Genomic DNA, 18,581 nt, shown 5'->3' on the forward strand with positions numbered 1-18,581 from the left:
GCGGAGCTCCGAGCGCCGGAGGCCAATATCATCACTTAAGGTGTGCCCGTTGTGCTCACTTGGGACCCTTGGCCTTCTGCACCGGTCGAAACGACGATCGGTATCTGGCGAATATCGGCGTTCATGACATTGCCGTTGAGTGTAACGGCCGCGAACATCGTGTAACGGCCGACCGGCAACCGGTTCTTGAAATCGAATTGGAACGAGGAGCTTTCGCCAAGAGGGGCAGCGCCGGCGAGCACCACACGCTTTCGATCGTCGACGACCACGAACCGGCACTCCGGGGGCGTCCGTTTCAGCACGTCCGGCGGTATGGATGAGAGTGGCACGCGCTTAAGGCGATAACTGCGCTGAAACTTGTCGATCATTTCGATATCGCCCGACAATCGGACCCCATCGCCGGTCGAGTCCACCGCAGTGATGAATCCGCGACGCGGGATCGCGTGAGAGTCATAGGAGCCTACACCCAGCGGGTAGCTCAAGTCCCTGAACGCGGAGAGCACGACGCCGTCATGCGACCAGCTCTTGAGCTGATAGGGCCCATTGGTCACCAGAAAATGGCCATTGGCCTTGTAGAAGGCTGAGAGCGCCGCCCATCGCCTGCGTGCCTCGTCAACGCCGACAAGGGTGCGCAACGCTTCCGGCCGGTAGCCTTCACGCTCGAAGCTCTCGCTCAAGGCCGCGAGCCGCTCCTTCAGCGCTTGCGAGCGGACGAGGTCCAGCCATTCGACGCTGCGGCGAACGGCCTCGGCCTGCGAGAATGCCGCCCAGTTTCGGCCAACCGCTTCTTCCATCAGGACAAGAAGATGCCAGGGCAGCGTGCTCCAGGGCGGCGCCGGGACCGCCTCCCGTTCCGGGCTCGTCGGCGCGCTGGTCGTATAGACCTCGATCGTGAAGACTTCGCGGAGGAAATCGACGTCGCCGACTCTGATCGACCGGGACGCGGTTTCGCTGCCCACGACCCGCAATCCGGCAAGCTGGCGACGTATCGGCGCGGTCGCGGTATCGATTGATTGATCGTAATGCGTCTCGCGGCCATCGCCACGAACGCCCCAGCGATATGCAAAGATGTAGGGGTAGAGCAGATCGGCCGCTGTCATCCTCGTCCCGTCGTGGAACGCGGAGCCGAGCAGGCGATAGACCAGTTTCGTCCTGGCGAATTTGCCGGGGCCGATGGCCTGGAGGTGGCTATTGTCGGGATCAGGCAGTACGGCGTCTGCGGGGATCGCAATCATATTCTCCGCCACGGTCGATGGTTGCGCGGATGGCCTGCTCCGCTCGACGATCGGCTCGGCCAGGATCGACAGACTGACGAAGGTGTAGACCACCATCAGCGCGGTGAGCGGAATCTGAGAGGCCAACGCGCGCTTGCGCGCGGAAAATGTCTGCATCGCCTGCAAATGCGCGAGATAGACTGCCGTGATGTGTCCGAAAAGGACGGCCGCGACCGCCGTGTACCAGGCGAAGCGCGCCCCTACGATTGCAATGTTCGGCCGGTAACTCGCGGTCCCGAGCAGGTTCCAGCCGTAGCCGAAAGGATCGGAAAGCAGCGGAACGATGTATTGCCCCTGGACCAGGAAGTATACGAGGTAATGCGCAAGGTGATAGCCGAGCGCGATTGGGATCAGCGTCAGGGCGAAACTCTGGGCGATCTGCCGCGGCGAAAATTGCCACTCCGTCACCGCGGCTATGATGATGCTCACCATCCAATAGGCTGACAGGAACAGGAGCCAAAACCCGAGCAGGCCGACGCTTCGTAGGGCTACCGGGCCGAGCTCGGCGACATCAGATAAACGCGCGATGATCGCGGATTCCGTCACCGACCATTCGGGAGTCGCAATCAGGCCGTCGTAAAGAACGCTCGACAGGAGCAGCAGCACGAATGCCATCATTGATGGCGAAATCTGCTCGCGACAGGCCAAGCCCGTGCCAAATCCTCGCAACCGAAATTGCGGTTTCGGCGGGGCCGTGCGTATGTCTGTTGGCGCAAAGCGCGCGAAAGTACCGAATACAACGGTGAAGAGCTCGCCATGCCGCAGCCAGGCCTCGCTGCCGAACAGATACATTCCGGTCCAGGTCAGCGCGGAATAACCAAGCGCGAAGGAAGCTAGGTGTAACGGCACAGCAGGTGTCGGATAGACGAGTTCGATCCAGGAAAAGGTCAGCAGCAGGAGCACCGCGGGCCAGACACCGAGTGCCAGGGGATACGGTCTGCCGAGTGCGAGATTGCGGCCACAAACGCGCCTGTACACCATCTCAACGCCGTCGAAGGCAGTTCGCCATGGATTGATAAGCGGCCAGATATTTCCGACGAACGCCGAAACATAGGCGAGGCCGACCCAGGCGATGATCCAGACCAGCGTGGGTGCGAGATTGCGGTAAGGATTTTGATCGCCGAAAAAACCCGCCACCAGCATCGCGGCGAACAGGACGAGAGCGATCAGCTTAAGCGGAACGCCCAACGCCGCGACGACTTTTCCGAGCGGATAGTCGAACAGATCGATGCGCGAATAGGCGCGTGCAGGCTGCGCGCGGCGTACAAACAGGCCGACCACCACGAAAGAGAACACGACCGCAGCCGCGCCGCCGAAAAGATACAGAGACAAGGGCAGGGGGAGATCGTAACGCTGGCCGAAGCCGTGCGCGCCGGCCGGTGTGACGCCAATAAGCAGGGCCGCAGCCGCGGCCAGCCTGCATCGGGTCGTTATGGCGGTTCTGGTCACGGATAGACCTCGATACGAACAAGGGGAGCTTCCCCGTGAGAGTGGCCGCCGATCCCAGACGACCCATGGACTTCCACTAGAAACCGCCCGGTGGCGTACGCGACGAATTCCATCACACCGACGGTGCCGGGCTCGATCTTCCTTTCAATGTCATAACCGTGCAGATGCAGGATGATTGATCGATCCGTGTGCCATCGCAGCTTGACGTCATCGCCCTGGTTGATCCGGATGACCTGCGTGCTCTCCATCACCCGCCCGCGCTCGATGTGGAAGTCGAATGTGAGCTCCGCGGCAAACGCCCCGGTGATGGTCGCTCCGGTTGCCCAGGCGAGCACCGTGCCCGGGAGACATGCCCGAAAGAGTGTGCTGCAAGGCATCGCTGCAATTCCTCATCGCGGCGGGGTGGCCTGGATCTCCGAGATCCGATTGGCCATCCAGTCCTGGTCATAGGGCGACGGCAACAGAGCCGGGTCTGCGACGGCGGACCACATCAGTTGTCCGAATCTGTCGGAAAAGCCCGTGATCGGATTCCAGGCCGACGTCGGTCGCGCGTCGATTCCGACACGGAGCCAGCCGTTCCAGGGAAAGTCCTTCAGCTTGACCGTACGGAGGAAGATCGCTGCGTTGAGGCCGTTAATGGAATCGAAAGCGATGTTCTCGATCCCGGCCGAGAATTCGGCATTGAAATATTCGCGCTTGAGCGTGTAGCCGATGACGACTTGACGGCAGTCGCCGATGAGGGCTGTCACCAGCGCCCGTTCCAGATTGATGCGATCGACCGGGTCGGTGAAATCGCCTGACTGAATCCGTTGCAGGTCAGCTTCCACGCGCTCCTTTGTGCCGACATCGATTGCGTCGTGCAGAACGAGATAGGCCTGGTACCATCCGCCCCTCGCCGCTGGCGGGACCAGCCAGCCGTTGATCACAGTCGTTGCCGAGGCAACGAGTTCGGGCAAGTTGATTTCCCTGATTTCAACGTCCCAGTCTGATTCCGGCGCCGCCTTCTCGGTGCCGAGCAGCCGTTTCGCGGCAGCGTCCGCTGCCTTCAGCTTCAGATCCCGGATTGTTGGAAAAGCCTCCGTGTCGGAGAGCAGGCGTCGCTTCGCCGTTTCGGCGAGATCGGCATGGTACAGGTAATCGCCGTGCAACGGTGTGATCGGATAGGGATGCAGGATCACATCCGGATTGTTCGAGCTGATCTTTCGCGCAACGGCATGCGCGGCTGCGCAAGCTGTCGCATCCGCTTTCGCATATGACGATATTGGGTTGACGCGGATCGCCACCAGGGACCCAAGTGATTCCACACTGCCCAAATCCGCCACCGAATCTGAAAAGCGGCGCTCGTTTCCGAGATAGGCGTGGATCTTGGCTTGCAGTAGCAGGCTTCCGGCGGCATCCGGGGCGACGGTCTTAATCTCGATCTCATGCGGATAAAAAGACGGATAAACTGCCGATTCGTGGCCGCTTCGCGCCGGCCCGATTACGGCTAAAGCCGACAACAGAAGTCCAAACGTTATGCGGCTCTTCATGGGCATTCCCAACAAAACGAAGATTCGTATCGCGCGGGCGCGTACCACGATGCGCAATCATCCGCGCAAGGCCTTCATAACCCTTTCATCTCCGCGAGCATCGCTTGGCGAACCGCGGAAGATGATCTCGCCGCGATCGATCACGTAGAGCCGGTCGGCGATACGGGACGCGGCGGCGAGATGCGATTCCGCCATCAGGATGGACACACCCATCGCCTTGATCTTCATGACGGCTTCCGTGAACCGATTGACCACGACCGGCGCGAGCCCCTCGAATGCCTCGTCGAGCAGGAGAAGGGACGGCGACAACATCATCGCACGTGCGATCGCGACCATCTTGCGTTGACCGCCGCTCAGCTGCATACCTTGGCGTTGCAGCAGATCCCGAACTTCGGGAAAGACTGCGAAAGCCTGCGTCTGCGGGTCTGGACGCACAGCCCCGTCCCGCCGGCGCGACACCTCATCCCCGAGCCAGCGGCTGATCATCAAATTGTCGTCGACGGACAGTTCCGGGAACACGCCGCAATCCTCCGGCGAATAGCCGATTCCGCGTTTGGCGCGTTCGTGCGGGGCAAGCCTCGTCAAGTCTTCATCGGCAAACACGATCTGCCCTGCCTGCAGCGCCAGGAAGCCCATAATGCTCTCGATCGTCGTGGTCTTGCCGGCGCCGTTACGGCCGACCAGGCACACGACCTCCTGCCTGTCCACGCGCAGCGAAACGCCGTTGAGGATGTGAGCGGGGCCGCGGTAGGTGTGGATCGCCTTGACCTCCAGCACGATCATTCCTTTCGCGAAAATGCATCCGGCCCGGAAGAGCCGAGAAGGATCATCGCAACATCGTCATTGTTTCTGATGGCGTCCGGCGTGCCCTGGGCAAGGATCGCCCCCTGGTGCATCACCACAATTCGGTTGGAATACTTGAAGACGACGTCCATATCGTGCTCGATGATCGCGGCGGTGATGCCTTCGCCGCGCACGACCGAAGCGATGATGTCCATGATCTTGTCCTTCTCCCGCGTGCTCACCCCGCTGGTCGGCTCGTCGAGAAACAAGAGATTCGGCCGCAGCGCGTAAGCGAGCGCCACATCTAAGAGTTTGCGTTCGCCTTGCGCGAGACCTCGCGCGGGCTCGTTGCGCTTGCTGGCGAGTCCGAACTGATCAAGAACCGTGTCAGCTTCGATAGTGACCTCGCGGTCGCGGTCGGCGAGTGCCGCCATGTTCCTTATCTTGCCGTCGCGCGCGAATATCGCCAGCGCCACGTTGTCGAAGGCCGTCAGATCGTCGAACAGGTTAACCAGCTGGAAGCTGCGCGCGATACCGGCTTTCACTCGCTCGATCACCGATGAATGGGTCATGTCGCGCCCCTTGAAGATGATCTTTCCGGAGTCGGGAGCGAGATGGGCGCTGATGACATTGCATAGCGAAGTCTTTCCGGCTCCGTTGGGGCCGACCACGGAAATGAACTCGCCTTCCGCAATGGTCAGGTTGACATCATCGACCGCGTGCGTGTCGCCGAAATATTTCTTCAGGCTGACCGTCTCCAGGAGGGTCATTTCGTCGATCTCCCGCGCTTTGCAGCGAGCTGCGCAGCCGTTCCGACGATGCCGGCGGGTAGCGCCATCACCAGAATGACAAGCACCACGCCAAGCAGAAGCTGCCAATACTCGGTGCTAGCGATTGCGTAGGTCTTCAGGTAGTTGAACGCCATCGCGCCGACGATTGGACCGGTGAAAGAGCGGAATCCGCCTAGCACACTCATAAACACGATCTCGCCGGAGAATGGCCAATAGAGAATGTCGGGCGTGGTGAGACCGTTGAGCGGAACCCACAGAATCCCGGCAAGTCCCGTAAAGATCCCGGAAATCATGAAAGCGATCCAGCGATAGCGCCTTACCGAAATCCCGACAAACCGCGCGCGCGTTTCGTTGTCGCGGATCGCCTGCAGCGCCTTGCCGAACGGTGAATGCGCGATCACCCACATGATGGTCGTGGAGACGGCAAACAGCGCAAGGACGTAATAATAGTAGGCATAGATGAAACGCTGAAACGAGCCGCCCCCCTTGAAATCGACCAGGCCGCCGAGCAGCGTGAGACTGGCATAGGGTACGCGGATGCCGTCGGTGCCGCCCGTCACCCAGAAGAACTTGAAAGCAAGGCTCCACAGGACCTGCGACAGCGCAAGCGTCAGGATGCCGAAGAAAATGCGTGTGTGCCGCACGCAGACGAATCCGAAAATCGCTGCAATGATCAGCGTGCCGAGCATCCCCCCGACGATGCACAGCTCCATGGAGTGCGCGCCGAGATCTCGCGTGATGAATGCCACCAGATAGGCGCCAGCGCCGAAATAGGCCGAATGCCCAAACGACAAAAGGCCGGTGTAGCCGAGCAGCAGATTGAACCCGAGTGCGGCAATCGCCATGATCAGACCGTAGGTCAGCAGAACCGTTTGATAGGGATCGACGACCTGCGGCAGGATCGCAAGGATCACGAGAACGAGTGCAGAGTCGATGGTGGTCCGCCAAATCGAGGTGCCAGTGGCCGCCATCGTCATCGTCATGCCCTTCCAAACAAACCGGTGGGACGGACGAGCAGGACCGCGGCCGCAATCAGGTAGAGAACCGCGAGTTCAATCTCCGGGAAGAACTGGATGCCGGCGGTGCGCACGAAGCTCACAATCACCGCGCCGACGAGCGCTCCTTGCAAGCTCCCGAGCCCACCGATCACGACGACCACGAAGGCCAGGATAAGCACCTCGATGCCCAGGCCAAGGACCGCCGCCTGAGCCGGCACCACCACCGCCCCGCCGAGGCCGGCCATGAAGCAGCCGATGGCGAAGGCCTGGACATAGACGCGGCTGACATTGATGCCGAGCGCGGCAGCCATGCGCCGGTCCTGTGAGGTAGCGCGCAGTATGACGCCAAACTTGGTGCGGTAGATAAATGCCCACAATCCGATCGCGGCAGCAATCCCGACTGCGACGACGAACAGATTGTAAGTGGGATACATGAGGCGACCAACCGGGATGCTGCCCATCCGATCCATGATCGTGCCGGCCGATAATGGCGTGCGGCCGAACACGAGCTTCATGACATCTTCGAGGATCAGGAGCAGACCGAATGTGACCAGCAGGTGATATTCCTCCGATCGTTGATAGAGCGGGCGCAGCAGGGTAGGCTCGATCAGGGCGCCGACGGCCGCGATGGCAATCGCACCGAGCGGGAGGAGGAGAAGCATTCCGGCCAGGCCGAGAGTTCCTTCCAGCGCGTGACCGACCGCACTGCCGACAATCCAGGCGGAAACGTAGGCGCCGAGCGCATAAAGCGCCCCATGCGCCAGATTGACAATGCGCATGACGCCGTAGATGAGACTTAGGCCCGCGGCGATCAGGAACAGGACTGCCGCGTAAAAGAAAGAGTTGAGAATCTGGATGACGAAGATCGTCACGGTTTTCTCTCCTCGTCCCTCGCGTCCCCGGTTCGCCCGGCCTTGCCAATTGTCCCGCCATTGCGCAGCTCGATGCGTCCGATTGCGGGATTGATCGTGTTTCCATCGAGAAAGATCGCCGCGAACAGCGTATAGACGCCCGGCTGAAGGGTGGTCGGCAGCGACACCGCAAAGCGATTGTCCGGTTGCCGTACCAGGCCTCCGACGGCAGCTACTCGGCCGTCCTGGCCAATGATGACATAGTGCGATTCCGGCCGAATAGGCTGCAGCGTGCCGCGCAGCGTGTCGGGCTGCAGCGGCGCGCGGACGAGGCGATGGTCGCGTTGCTGCTTGACGGCGAATTCGGCGTCGGCGCTGACCAGCACGAGATCGCCTGCGCGCTCCATAGCGCGGATGAGCGCGCGTGCCGGATCGGCAAAGCCGTTGAACGTACCGAGTCCGACGGGATAGGTGAACTCCCGTACGACCTCGAAAACGAACGTGTCGGGCGACCAGGCCTTCAGCCGATAGGGTCCGTTGGTCACCAGCAAATGATCGTTGGCTTCAACGAACTGGTCGAGAAGCTGCCAACGGGCCTTCGCCGCCTCAGGGCCGACCAGCAGCTCGAGCGCTGCCGGCCGGTAGCCGGTTTGTGCAAATTCCTTGATCAGCGCGCGCAATGCCTTCAATTGAGCTGGATCGCGGAGGAGGTCGAGCCATGGGAGGTGGCGCCGCTCAGCTTCGCTGCGCGAGAAGGCTGCGATGCCGCGCTCGACCGCAACCTCCATCAGCGCAAGCACGTGCCAGGGCACCGAACTCCAGGGCGGAGCGATGAGGGCATCCTCCTGTTCGTCGAAAGTCAGATTATCGAGATAAACCTCGATGATCGGGCTGCGATAGGTGAAGGTCTGATCTGCAATCGTCCGCGCGGTTTCCTCCACCCGGACGAGCTTCACGCCGCGCAGCCGCTCGCGCATCAGCCGTGTCGCAGCGGCGATCTCTGGATCGTAGGTCGCCGCATTCTGCCCGCCGGCGCTCCAGCGGAATGCCAACGCAAACGGATACAGCAAATCGGCCGGCTCCATCACCGAACCGTCGCTGAAATTCGAGGCCGACATGCGATACAGCACTTTGGCCATCGCGCCATGGCCCGGCCCAACCGGGGCAAATTTGCCGGTCATGGATTGTGGCATCAGCGCATCATCGGGAACACGAACCGACCGCCGGATGCCGGATTCGTCCGTGGTGCGGATTTCAGCGCGATTCTGGACCCATCGGCTATTATAAGGAACAGGCAGGAAGGCGTTGTCGCCGACGATCGACCACACCAGACGACCGGCCGCATCGGTAAAGCCAGCAATCGGATTCCAGGCTGCGGTCGGCCGCGGATCGATGCCAATTCGCAGCGAGCCATTCCAGAGGAAATCCTTGAGCTTGACCGTCCTGACAAAGACCGCCGAATTCAACCCGGACTGAGAATCCACGGAGATATTTTCGATGCCGTCGGAAAAGTCGTCAGTGTAGAATTCGCGCCGCAGCCGATAGCCGACTACGGCGCGCTCGCAACTGACGAGCAATGCTGCCAGCAACTCGCGCTCGAGGTTGAGCTGTTCGGTGCGATCCCTGAACTCGTTATGGGCGAGGCGCTCAAAGAGCTCGTCGGCCTGTTCCCGGTCGCTCGCCTGGCTCAGGGCAGGGCGAAGTAGCTGGTAGGCCTGGAACCATCCTTCTTTGGTCCAGCGTGGCGCTGGCCAATCATTGAAGCCGATACCTGCGTCGGTGAGCAATGCGCTCACCGAAGTCTCATCGAGGCTCACATCCCAGTCGGTCGCCTGGACGGGGGCCTGCGGCGAGAGCAGAGACGTATCGGCGCCGGCGCGAAACGTCGGCACGGGCGCAGCGGTTGGCTGGCGCGTGGCCTTGCCCGGAGGCAGCCGATCTGCGTGGCCGAGATAGTCGGCGTGGTAGGGCGTGATCGGATACGGATGCATAACGACGTCAGGTGGCGCGCGCAGCGCCGCAGCGGCCTGTTCGATGGCGTGGCAGCGCGCCTCGCGGTTCTGAAGCCGCGACGACTGCGGATTGACGCTGACGGTGATCAGCGATTTGAGCGACTCGGCCGACTTGAGGTGCTCGGGAATCTGACCGGAAAAGCGTGGTGCAGTGCCCACATAAACATGCAGCGGATTGTTCTTGTTGATGAACTCGCGAGCCGCTCCTTCCGGATCGAGCGTCTCGATGCGGATTTCATGCGGGTAAAAGGAGGGAAAATAAGATACCGCGTGGTCGGCCCGCGCCGATGGCGGCGCAATAGCAACCGCACATGTCAGCCCCACCACCAAGCCGCCTAGTCGCGCCCGAGGTGAAGCTGCGTGCAGAGACATGTTCCGCTCCACCTGCCAGCAGGACATCGCTGCGGCCGAAAAACGCGGATGTGGAGTTGCGGCCGCACCATCAAGACCACATCCCGAAGACGGCCATACCTTCGACAAAAGGCATGGTCGTCTCGATTGCGTTCAAGCGACCTGCGGCCAGGTCTCCTTGATCCAATTGTAGGTGGCCGTCGGATCGTTGTGACCACTACCCGGCTTCGGCCAGCGCGGAGGCGCTGTGATATTGCGGATCGGAATGGTGATCATCCGAGCCGGATCCAGGATTTGGAACGGGTATTCAGCCACGTTCTTGCTGAAGCCCGTCACCGCGTCCTTGTAGCCCTGGTGATTGTCCGGACGGATATACAGATCACCGGCCGCCGTCTCGAAATACATGCCTTCAAGCTGGTTGATGATCGCCTCTTCCTCCGGCCAGCCGCCTGTAAGCTTGTTCGCCTTCTCGACTGCCGTTTTGTACATGTAGAGCGTGTGATACGCGCCATCCGATTGGAAGTTCGGATACTCATTCCACCGCTTGTAGTACTTCTCGACGAACCGCTGGTTGGCGGGCCAACGATTTCCCGGCGGGAAGGTGAAGTAATAGTTCGCGTGCACGCCCGCGATCACGCCTTCCGGGTGATCCTTGCCGATTGCATGCGGCGCAACGCCAAACGCGATCGTGCTCGCAAATTTCGCGCTGTTGAACATGCCGTAACGTAAGGCCTGCTTGTACATTGCCACGTAGTCGCCGCCCCAGACCGACGAAACGATCAGGTCTGGATTTGACGACATCGCCTTGGTGATATGAGCGGTGAAGTCGGTGGTGCCGAGCTTCGGCCAGCCTTCCGAGACGACCTCGGTGCCAGGCACAAGCTTGCTGAACGCGATGTTGAAATGGTCGAAGGCATTGCGGCCATAGCTGTAGTCCGGGTGAATGTGCGCGATCCGCTTTACCTGAGGCCAGGTCTGCGCCGCCGCCAGCGCGCAAGTCACGCCGTCCGCTGACTGGATGTTGGTAATGCGGAACGCGAATTTCGGATTTGGCACCGCTTTGTCCCACAGGAAGTCGGTGCAGCCGTCGACAAAAATCGTCAGCGCGCCAAGCTCCTCGGCGACCGGGCCGAGCGCCGGCGTGTTGCCACTCGATATGACACCGGTAAACAGGTCGATCTTTTCCGAGAGCTTCATACGGCGAAGCTCTTTCACGTTGGCGTCTGTGCCGGCTGCCTCGTCGGCGGTGATCGTCTCGATCTTGCGCTTTCCGAGAATGCCGCCTTGCGCGTTGATTTCCTCAGCAGCCAGGAGGTGGCCTTTGAGTGAGGGCTCGCCGAGCACTGCTGCGGGGCCAGTCAAGAAGGTCATGTGACCGAGCCTGAGAGGCGCGTCGGGAATTTTTCCTTTCGGCGCCGCCGGAGTTTGCGCCGATGCAGGCTTCATGGCCGGTATTGCGGTTGCCGCCGCAGCAGCGCCGACCGTCACGCCGAGGTTATTGAGAAAGCTTCTACGATCTACGTTTCTCTGCTCCATGGTTTATCCTCCTTTGTCGAGGACATTGATGAGGACATTGATGATATCGCCACGTTCAAGCTCCTAACGGGGGCTCATTGCCACATGTTAGGCCATTGTAACGCGCCAAACCACAGTTCTGTGCATCGTTGACGTCCAATGTGTCCGCGAGAGGCGCGAACTACAGCGCGACGTCAATTTCCTCCGTAAGCAAGTCCTGCCGTTGATCCGCAAGGCTGGATTGCAGTCCATGAAGCACGGCAACCTGATCTTGAATCTTGATCGAGATGGTGCCCATCCCAGCGCGCTGCACTGCAGCATTCTCGCAAAGCGACCGTCTCAGCCTCGCGCCCTTTGACGATCAGGGCTATCCTTTCTCTGTGATCGTGCTTCCGGCCACCCCCAAGAAGCTTGGCCCCGGGGGCGGCTGGAGGGTGCGAGGAATTGGCCGTTCGTTGGTGACCAAATGACGCATGGCGGCCAAAAGGGTTTCGGCATGACCAAGCACAGCCAATCGGGGCACGCGACCCGATCGCCGCGTTTCCGTTTCCTGCAGAAGCTCGAAGCACAGAAGAATGACCGCAAGGACCGCTCTCGGATCAAGGAGCCGAAACAGTCCGTCGAAGAGCTATTCCATCCCCGGAAGCCAACACCCACCTGACGAACTATCCTTGAATGAGCTCCGGGGTAGGCACATGCGATTTTCCTAAGCAACAGAGCAAGGACGCTGTCCTCCAAACAGGTCTGTTATCATGTAGGGCGACCGGAAAAAACCCGGGCAGAAGCAACCGGGCACCTTCGAGAAGGCAAGTCGAGGTGGATACAGTGAACGAGTCAGTGGCCCGGATCGAGTTGATCATTGGGCGCAAAGTCAAACGCGACATCAGCCAGATGACCGAATGGGCGAAAGGCAATCTCGCCCGCGCCGCGGAAGCGATCATGAACACGCCCAACGCGCACGTTGGCATCGTCACCGGTTTCTATATCCAGCACGCGGAGCCGCCTTCTCCGGAAACGGATGGGCTCGGCGGGACCGCCCATCTGGCCGTAGGCCTCGCAAATGCGGGGATCCCGGTAACGGTCATTACCGATGCGCCGTGTGCAAAGGCGGTGTGGGCCGTGGTCGATGCGCTACCGGAGCCCGTCAATCTTGAGGTCGTGTCGACGACGGAGAGTTCGGTTCTCCGCCTGCGGCAGCACCTGGAAACAGGCGATCGGCCGATCACTCACTTGATCGCAATCGAGCGAGTTTCTCCCGGTTCGGATGGAAAGCCGCACCGGGAGCACGGATGGGATATGTCGCGCGAGACGGCTCCGCTCCATCTTCTCTTTAGCGCCCCCGCCGCAAAGCGCCGCTGGTACACGATCGGCATCGGAGATGGTGGCAATGAGATCGGGATGGGATCCTTGCCCAAGGAAATCATCGAAAGCGGAATTCCCAACGGCGAGGTGATCGCAGGCACGACCCCGGTCGATTCGCTCATCGTCGCCGGCGTGTCGAACTGGGGAGCTTATGGGCTCCTTGCCGCAATGGCCTGCACGAAGCCGGCGTTGCGGGAGGCTCTCCTGCGTTATTTCACTCGCGATATGGATCGCCGGTTTCTGTCGGCTGCGGTGGAAACCGGGCAGGCGGTCGATGACAGCCGTGTCGATAATCCTGGGCGACCGCAGATGAGTGTCGACCGCATCCCCTGGGAACAGCACGCGGCTCTTCTTGAAGAGATCTCTGCCGTGGTGGCGTCGCAGCTGAGCTGATCACCTTGGATGTTAGCCTGGCGGGTTGATCCGACCGCCAACTGGACCATACTGTTCGCCTCGGGTTCAGGAATCCCGCTGGTTGGCGTAGCTGCAGCCGCCACGGTTCGGCCGCACGTGCCGCTTGTCGGCTCCGCACCCGTGGCATCGAGCCGACCGATAGTACAAAGCAGGCCGCAACCCGAGCTAAGACCTCAAAGGGAGGCCGACGATGTCGACATACAACATTCTCATTCTGGGCGCGTCATACGGTTCGTTGCTCGCGTCGAAGATTCTGCTCGGCGGGCATTCGGTGAAACTTGTCTGCCTGCCGGCCGAGGCTGATCTGATCAATTCCGAAGGGTTCCGTGTTTGGATTCCGATCCGCGGCCGGAGCGAACCGATCGAGCTCGATTCACGGAAGCTCCCCGGCCGAGTGTCAGCAGCGGGAGCGACGGACGTCGACCCTCGCGAATATGACCTCATCGGCCTTGCGATGCAGGAGCCCCAATACGGGTCGCCCGGAGTGCGCGAGCTTCTGAACGTTGTGGCGAAGTCGCGGGTGCCGTGCATGTCGATCATGAACATGCCGCCGCTCCCCTATATCAAGCGTATTCCGGGGATAGATTCCGATCTGCTTAAGCCCGCTTATACCGCGCCGGAAGTCTGGGAGGATTTCGACCCGGGCACGATGACGCTCTGCAGTCCCGATCCGCAGGCGATACGGCCGCCTGACGAAAAGGCCAATGTACTACAGGTGACGCTGCCGACGAACTTCAAGGTCGCCCGCTTGAACGTAGCGAAGGGGAACGAGATCGTGCGGCGGCTGGGGGAGGAGATCGATGCTGTGCGCTTCGATACCCCCGAGGGCAGGATACACTTGCCGGTGAAGTTACGGTTTTATGATTCCATTTACGTACCCTTGGCCAAGTGGGCCATGCTAATGGCTGGAAACTACCGGTGCATCACCGAGGACGGGATGCGGACCGCCCTGGAGGCCGTTCATTCGGATCTGGCAGCGTCGCGCTCCATCTACGATTTTGTGCTCGACGTCTGCGTCAAAATGGGCGCCTCACGCGATGATTTGGTGCCTTTCGAAAAGTATGCGGCGGCGGCGGAGAGCCTGTCACGTCCTGCCTCCGCTGCGCGCGCCCTGAACAACGGTGCCCCGAATATCGAGCGTGCGGACAAGCTCGTTCAACTTGCCGCGAAGCAGAAGGGAATGAGGCACCGCGCCCTCGATGCTATGGTGGCACTGGTCGATCGAAGGCTCGAGGCCAATCGGAAGATGAAACCCGCGGCGGCATAGTCAGGTAATCCACCGTACCAAAGATCTCGCGACAGTACGCTTATTTTCAGTTCGGTTTCGCCTGGCGCTGCTGCTTCGTTACACGGCGTTCTGGTAGCAACGAAGACATGCGGGTCAAGCGGTTTCGGCTGATGCATCCGCAGCCGCCGCAGTGGGACCTCAAAATATCCAGCACGTGGCTGGCATCCGCGCAGCGCTGATTGACCAAGACCCCAAGACTGCCGCTCTCGTCAATGCTAAGGGCGAAGCCTTGGGATTCAATCTCAGCGACTGGCTCGCGCCCAAAGGCACCGTTACCATCACTCCGTCTGCCGGTGGCAAGGTCGAGATATTGGTCCAGTTCAGCTACCTGCGGCCGGGCGGCCATTACGGCCTTTTCGAGAATCATTTCGACCAGAAGCCTGTCGGCTTCAACCCGCTCGACGGTACGGGCAAGACGAACGATTTCGTGGCCGGAGCGGATGGAACCGCCAAGCTCATGGTGACGGCTCCGCAGAAACTGACCCACGACAATGCCGTGCTGCTCGTCTACCACAGCGATAAGATCGCTCATGGCGAGCAGCGCGGCGATATCGGTGTCAACGCTCATCATCAGCTCATCGCTAGGATACCGCAGTAAACCCGAAGAGCTGCTGGTCATATTCTCAGCGCACAGTATTCATCGCGCGGCTGCTTTGATCTCGACTTTATAGCCGCTAGACATTGGGGAGAGGTCCGCGGCTCGATGAAGCCGCAGCCAACTCCGCGGCAAAGATCGAGCGCGGGGCACCATACGGTGCGCATTGTCGAGCCTGGTTGGGCTTGCGACGGCTAGGCGCGCCGAAGGCTTCGCTTTGCGCGCGGCTGGAATCGTTCACCAGCCTGGGTCAGGCCGACGCTCACGTTGTGTGTGTGCGAAGAGCACCGCACCGGCGAGCCTCAAGTGCGCGGGCCGCCCGGCTAATCGCCGAGGCTCCCGAGGTCTGTGGCGAACTGGCGAAAGTTTGGGCGTTTAGCAACACTCGGAAACGCTCCACGCGGTCGAGCGCGCCCTGCTTGACTGTGAAGTTCTGCTTCATACCCCGTCAATGTTATCGCGAATAGCCGACTGCTGTAGCAGCCGTATGGTTGCTTGCACAGAGTGGCTCGTAGAGGTCGATCAGCGCGTGTGGTCCGAGCAGGTTTTTGGCACGCCTCGGCTGGCGGTCATGATCCCCTACACGCTTTGGTTCGCTGTCGCCTGGAGCGCGGCGATCAATGGCGCCTTCCGTACGGGCACCTCACTGCCGGTGCTGCCGGTAGCGATCTGGCTGCCGATGATCATCGGCGTCCCGCTTTTGCTGTTGTCGAAGCGGGTGGGGCGGGTGCTCGATGCGATGCCGGCGACCTGGCTTATCGCCCTTCAGCTTTACCGCGTATTCGGCAGCTGGGCTCTGGTTGCCGCATTGCGTGGGACGCTGACCGGCTTGCTCGGATGGCCGGCGGGAATTGGGGATGTACTGACCGGCCTGTTCGCCGTGCCGGCAGCGATCGCAGTGGCGAACGGTACAGCTCAGGGCCGAAGGGCGGCGATCATCTGGAATATTTTCGGGCTCGCCGACTTCGCCGTCGCGATTACCATGGGGGCGATCACCTCGCCCGGCCCCCTCCAGCTGATCGTTCCGGATGTGCCGAGCATCGGCGCCACCGGCGCCTATCCGGGTGTGTTCACCCCTGCTTTCGCGGTGCCATGCGGGGTCCTGCTGCACGCGCTGGCGCTGCGGCAGCTGTACCGGCGAGTCAAGCCTCGTGCCTAAATCGCGCAGGGCTTGATCCACGCCATGGTATTCGCGAGGCGATGGTAAAGGCGTGATCTTCCTGGTCGACGCGAAGACCCAGGACGAGGCGCGAGCGGTCATGAAAACCCTACCGCTCTCAAAAGAACAGTTGGTCGATCACGGAATACATTCCGGTCGGCCCCTTGATGCCACTAATGGGATTGATTGGCGCAGGAGCGCAGCGGTGACTCTTCGGAGTATCCTCCTTTGGCGGCAGTCAAGATCGCGTAGCCTAACTTGTCTGCCCTTATCGCTTCCAGCACGTGCCGCGTGAAATCCTTCACCGTCGCAAGATCGAGCCCTGGCAGCGCTAGCTTATTCAAGCCCACCATAACTTCCGTCACGAGAAGTCGCGTACGGATCTGGTTCACGAAGTCGACCAGCGCGCCGTTGTGCTCTTCTGTTGCCATTACCTCTAGGCACGGCGTAGACCTCGAAGCCGAACTTAGACAGGCCAGTCTCGAGTAACCGGGCAAGCTCGGGGTGTCTTCGAATGCGAAGCCTCATCTTTCAATCCAGAAGGTGAAGGGAGTTCTTTTCCTAAGCCAATGATCGCTGTGCGGCGAGAAGTTTATGGTTGGCGAGGGCGGCGCCTGCCGGGCTAGGGGAATTCCGCGCAATTGTAAGGTTCGTGTAAGGTCTTGTGCTTGAAAAGGCTCCAGCCTCGCCTGAGCCTCGTTACATTGTACGGGCAGGGCCAAATGACGCTTCGAACCGCTGTTCAGCGGGGCGTGGCCCAGAAGCTACACGGCTTGGACGCCACGATATTCAGGGAAGCTCAGCCGTCGCTGCTCGACCATAAGCAGATCGCGAAGCTCGCCGCAGAGTGGAGCTAGCGGCCGGTCTTTCCTGTGGACCACAGCGCTTCCACCAAAACAAGGCAGCATCGACTCAGACATGCTCCGACGGCACGCGACTCCTCTCCCGGTCGCGCACTGGGACCTTTAAGCCCTGGCCCAGCTCCCTTGGCTGGGGCTCTCTTTCGATCAACGCTATCGCTCCCCCATGAACCTTGATCGTTACGCCGGAACGGCCAGCGCTGCGGGCCTCGTATTGATCTGCTAATCATCACTTGGTTAGGCCTGTGAGGCCCGCTCCATTCGACGTGGACGGATGTCGGTGAGTTCATCAAAGTGCTTGGGTCGATCGACTGGAGGTGCGGCCGTCACCGGTGCGGTTGTGGCATGGCGCGGACTGGAAAAGTGGTGCGCCGAGACAGCCTGCATCAACGAGAACCATACGCCATGCCTGCGGGAAACCGGCGTGACGCGCTGATCGTCCCCAAAAACGAAAAGAGGCCGCCAACTGAGGCGGCCTCTTGCGCGTGTCCTTTATGCTTTTAGCGCTTGAGCTTACCGGGCGTGTAGCCTGAGGCTCCCGGAGATCCGGTTACGGGTCCATTGGACTGCATCTGATGGCCGGGGGAATAGCCTGAAGCGCCGGTCGTGCCCGTGACGGGGCCGCTGCTCTGGAACGAATGGCCCGGCGAGAAGCTGGAGGCGCCTCCGCCAAAGCTGCCGCCTGGTCCACGCGCATGGGCCGCCGAAGTGACAGCGACCAACGCAGCCGCGACTACGAACACCTTTTTCATTTTGATCCACCCTTTCTCTCTTTGATCGGTCGCCAACGATTCAGCGGCCGTCCCGGATCGGGAAAAAGTAGAAATCGGATGGCGTGTTCAAAGTAAGACGCAGTCTGGTCTTTGGTGCGAATGCGCCAAGCTCGAACGATCTATTCGAGATCGCGATCTCCTATCCTGACGGCAAGCTTACATGGGGACCTTGTGTCCCAGCTTTACCTATCGGACAGCGCGGGACTTAGCGATGAAGCGAGCATGCTCTGGATCACGATGCGCTCGACGCCGCTGATCGCGGCTCATTGCTCGTTGTCATCCTCCAAACCGCGGCGCCAACCGTAACCGCCCCAACGTGGACCGTAATAGCCATAGCTATGTCGGTATCGGTAACGCTGTCGCCACTCGTCGTCGTCATAGCGTCGGTAGTACCCGTAGGGACGGTAATAGTCACGCTGGTGCCAACAGCGCCCCCATTCGTTGCACACCCAGCGAACCTGCTCGACGTTCAACGTTGGTACGGTCGAGCGCGAGATCGGCATGGCGTCGGCACTACTCGCGGCAAGGGCGGCGAACGCCGCGGAAGAGAGTAGAATGGCAATCGGCTTTCCCATCG

At 60.8% G+C, this 18,581-nt stretch carries 16 protein-coding genes; 4 read left to right on the forward strand and 12 right to left on the reverse strand.

Going from position 1 to position 18,581, the window contains the following annotated elements; all coding sequences use genetic code 11:
* Nucleotides 1–35: 35 nt before the first annotated feature.
* From AYJ54_RS06420 to AYJ54_RS06460, 9 genes are all read right to left on the reverse strand, one after another.
* Nucleotides 36–2,723, reverse strand: a complete 2,688-nt coding sequence (locus AYJ54_RS06420; protein WP_063697513.1) for a hypothetical protein — start codon at nt 2,721–2,723, stop codon at nt 36–38.
* Nucleotides 2,720–3,058: a hypothetical protein gene (locus AYJ54_RS06425; RefSeq protein ID WP_136623483.1), complete on the reverse strand. Its 339-nt coding sequence runs from the start codon at nt 3,056–3,058 to the stop codon at nt 2,720–2,722. The genes AYJ54_RS06420 and AYJ54_RS06425 overlap by 4 nt, the downstream gene beginning before the upstream one ends.
* A 54-nt stretch (nt 3,059–3,112) precedes the next feature.
* Nucleotides 3,113–4,027, reverse strand: a complete 915-nt coding sequence (locus AYJ54_RS06430) for a hypothetical protein (protein WP_136623484.1) — start codon at nt 4,025–4,027, stop codon at nt 3,113–3,115.
* Between the two features lie 282 nt (nt 4,028–4,309).
* Entirely contained in the window at nt 4,310–5,035 is a 726-nt protein-coding gene (locus AYJ54_RS06435; protein ID WP_063697521.1) for an ABC transporter ATP-binding protein, read from the reverse strand.
* Nucleotides 5,032–5,913, reverse strand: coding sequence for an ABC transporter ATP-binding protein (locus tag AYJ54_RS06440; protein ID WP_136623485.1), 882 nt, complete (start codon nt 5,911–5,913; stop codon nt 5,032–5,034). Before AYJ54_RS06440 ends, AYJ54_RS06435 begins: the two co-directional genes overlap by 4 nt.
* Nucleotides 5,802–6,809 (reverse strand): branched-chain amino acid ABC transporter permease, encoded by a 1,008-nt coding sequence (locus tag AYJ54_RS06445; protein WP_082905500.1) that lies wholly within the window; start codon nt 6,807–6,809, stop codon nt 5,802–5,804. The genes AYJ54_RS06440 and AYJ54_RS06445 overlap by 112 nt, the downstream gene beginning before the upstream one ends.
* Complete coding sequence (locus AYJ54_RS50540; RefSeq protein ID WP_063697527.1) at nt 6,806–7,696, reverse strand: branched-chain amino acid ABC transporter permease; 891 nt, start codon at nt 7,694–7,696, stop codon at nt 6,806–6,808. Before AYJ54_RS50540 ends, AYJ54_RS06445 begins: the two co-directional genes overlap by 4 nt.
* Nucleotides 7,693–10,059 (reverse strand): hypothetical protein, encoded by a 2,367-nt coding sequence (locus AYJ54_RS50545; RefSeq protein ID WP_161491808.1) that lies wholly within the window; start codon nt 10,057–10,059, stop codon nt 7,693–7,695. Before AYJ54_RS50545 ends, AYJ54_RS50540 begins: the two co-directional genes overlap by 4 nt.
* A gap of 132 nt (nt 10,060–10,191) precedes the next feature.
* Nucleotides 10,192–11,574 carry an ABC transporter substrate-binding protein gene (locus AYJ54_RS06460; RefSeq protein ID WP_082905502.1) on the reverse strand — a complete coding sequence of 461 codons (1,383 nt, stop codon included), beginning with the start codon at nt 11,572–11,574 and terminating at the stop codon, nt 10,192–10,194.
* A gap of 804 nt (nt 11,575–12,378) precedes the next feature.
* On the opposite strand from AYJ54_RS06460, the gene AYJ54_RS06470 reads away from it, so the two are divergent.
* From AYJ54_RS06470 to AYJ54_RS06485, 4 genes are all read left to right on the forward strand, one after another.
* The gene (locus AYJ54_RS06470) at nt 12,379–13,308 is read left to right on the forward strand and encodes a glutamate cyclase domain-containing protein (RefSeq protein ID WP_161491809.1); all 930 of its coding nucleotides are present in this window, start codon (nt 12,379–12,381) and stop codon (nt 13,306–13,308) included.
* A gap of 211 nt (nt 13,309–13,519) precedes the next feature.
* The gene (locus tag AYJ54_RS06475; RefSeq protein ID WP_063697540.1) at nt 13,520–14,596 is read left to right on the forward strand and encodes a Rossmann-fold NAD(P)-binding domain-containing protein; all 1,077 of its coding nucleotides are present in this window, start codon (nt 13,520–13,522) and stop codon (nt 14,594–14,596) included.
* Between the two features lie 175 nt (nt 14,597–14,771).
* Nucleotides 14,772–15,215: a superoxide dismutase family protein gene (locus AYJ54_RS06480; protein ID WP_063697543.1), complete on the forward strand. Its 444-nt coding sequence runs from the start codon at nt 14,772–14,774 to the stop codon at nt 15,213–15,215.
* Nucleotides 15,216–15,783: 568 nt separating this feature from the next.
* On the forward strand, nt 15,784–16,371 hold the full coding sequence (locus AYJ54_RS06485; protein ID WP_245328912.1) for a hypothetical protein: 588 nt from the start codon (nt 15,784–15,786) through the stop codon (nt 16,369–16,371).
* Nucleotides 16,372–16,544: 173 nt separating this feature from the next.
* Here the strand turns inward: AYJ54_RS06485 and AYJ54_RS48980 are convergent, their stop codons facing one another.
* The 3 genes from AYJ54_RS48980 to AYJ54_RS51685 form a co-directional block, all read right to left on the reverse strand.
* Nucleotides 16,545–16,802 (reverse strand): hypothetical protein, encoded by a 258-nt coding sequence (locus AYJ54_RS48980; RefSeq protein ID WP_063697546.1) that lies wholly within the window; start codon nt 16,800–16,802, stop codon nt 16,545–16,547.
* 929 nt (nt 16,803–17,731) lie between these two features.
* Nucleotides 17,732–17,983, reverse strand: coding sequence for a hypothetical protein (locus AYJ54_RS46765; protein ID WP_082905394.1), 252 nt, complete (start codon nt 17,981–17,983; stop codon nt 17,732–17,734).
* 284 nt (nt 17,984–18,267) lie between these two features.
* Nucleotides 18,268–18,581: hypothetical protein (locus tag AYJ54_RS51685; protein ID WP_063696015.1), on the reverse strand; the 314-nt coding region annotated here is incomplete at its 5' end.

Source organism: Bradyrhizobium centrolobii (genome assembly GCF_001641635.1).
Taxonomy (GTDB): Bacteria; Pseudomonadota; Alphaproteobacteria; order Rhizobiales; family Xanthobacteraceae; genus Bradyrhizobium; species Bradyrhizobium centrolobii.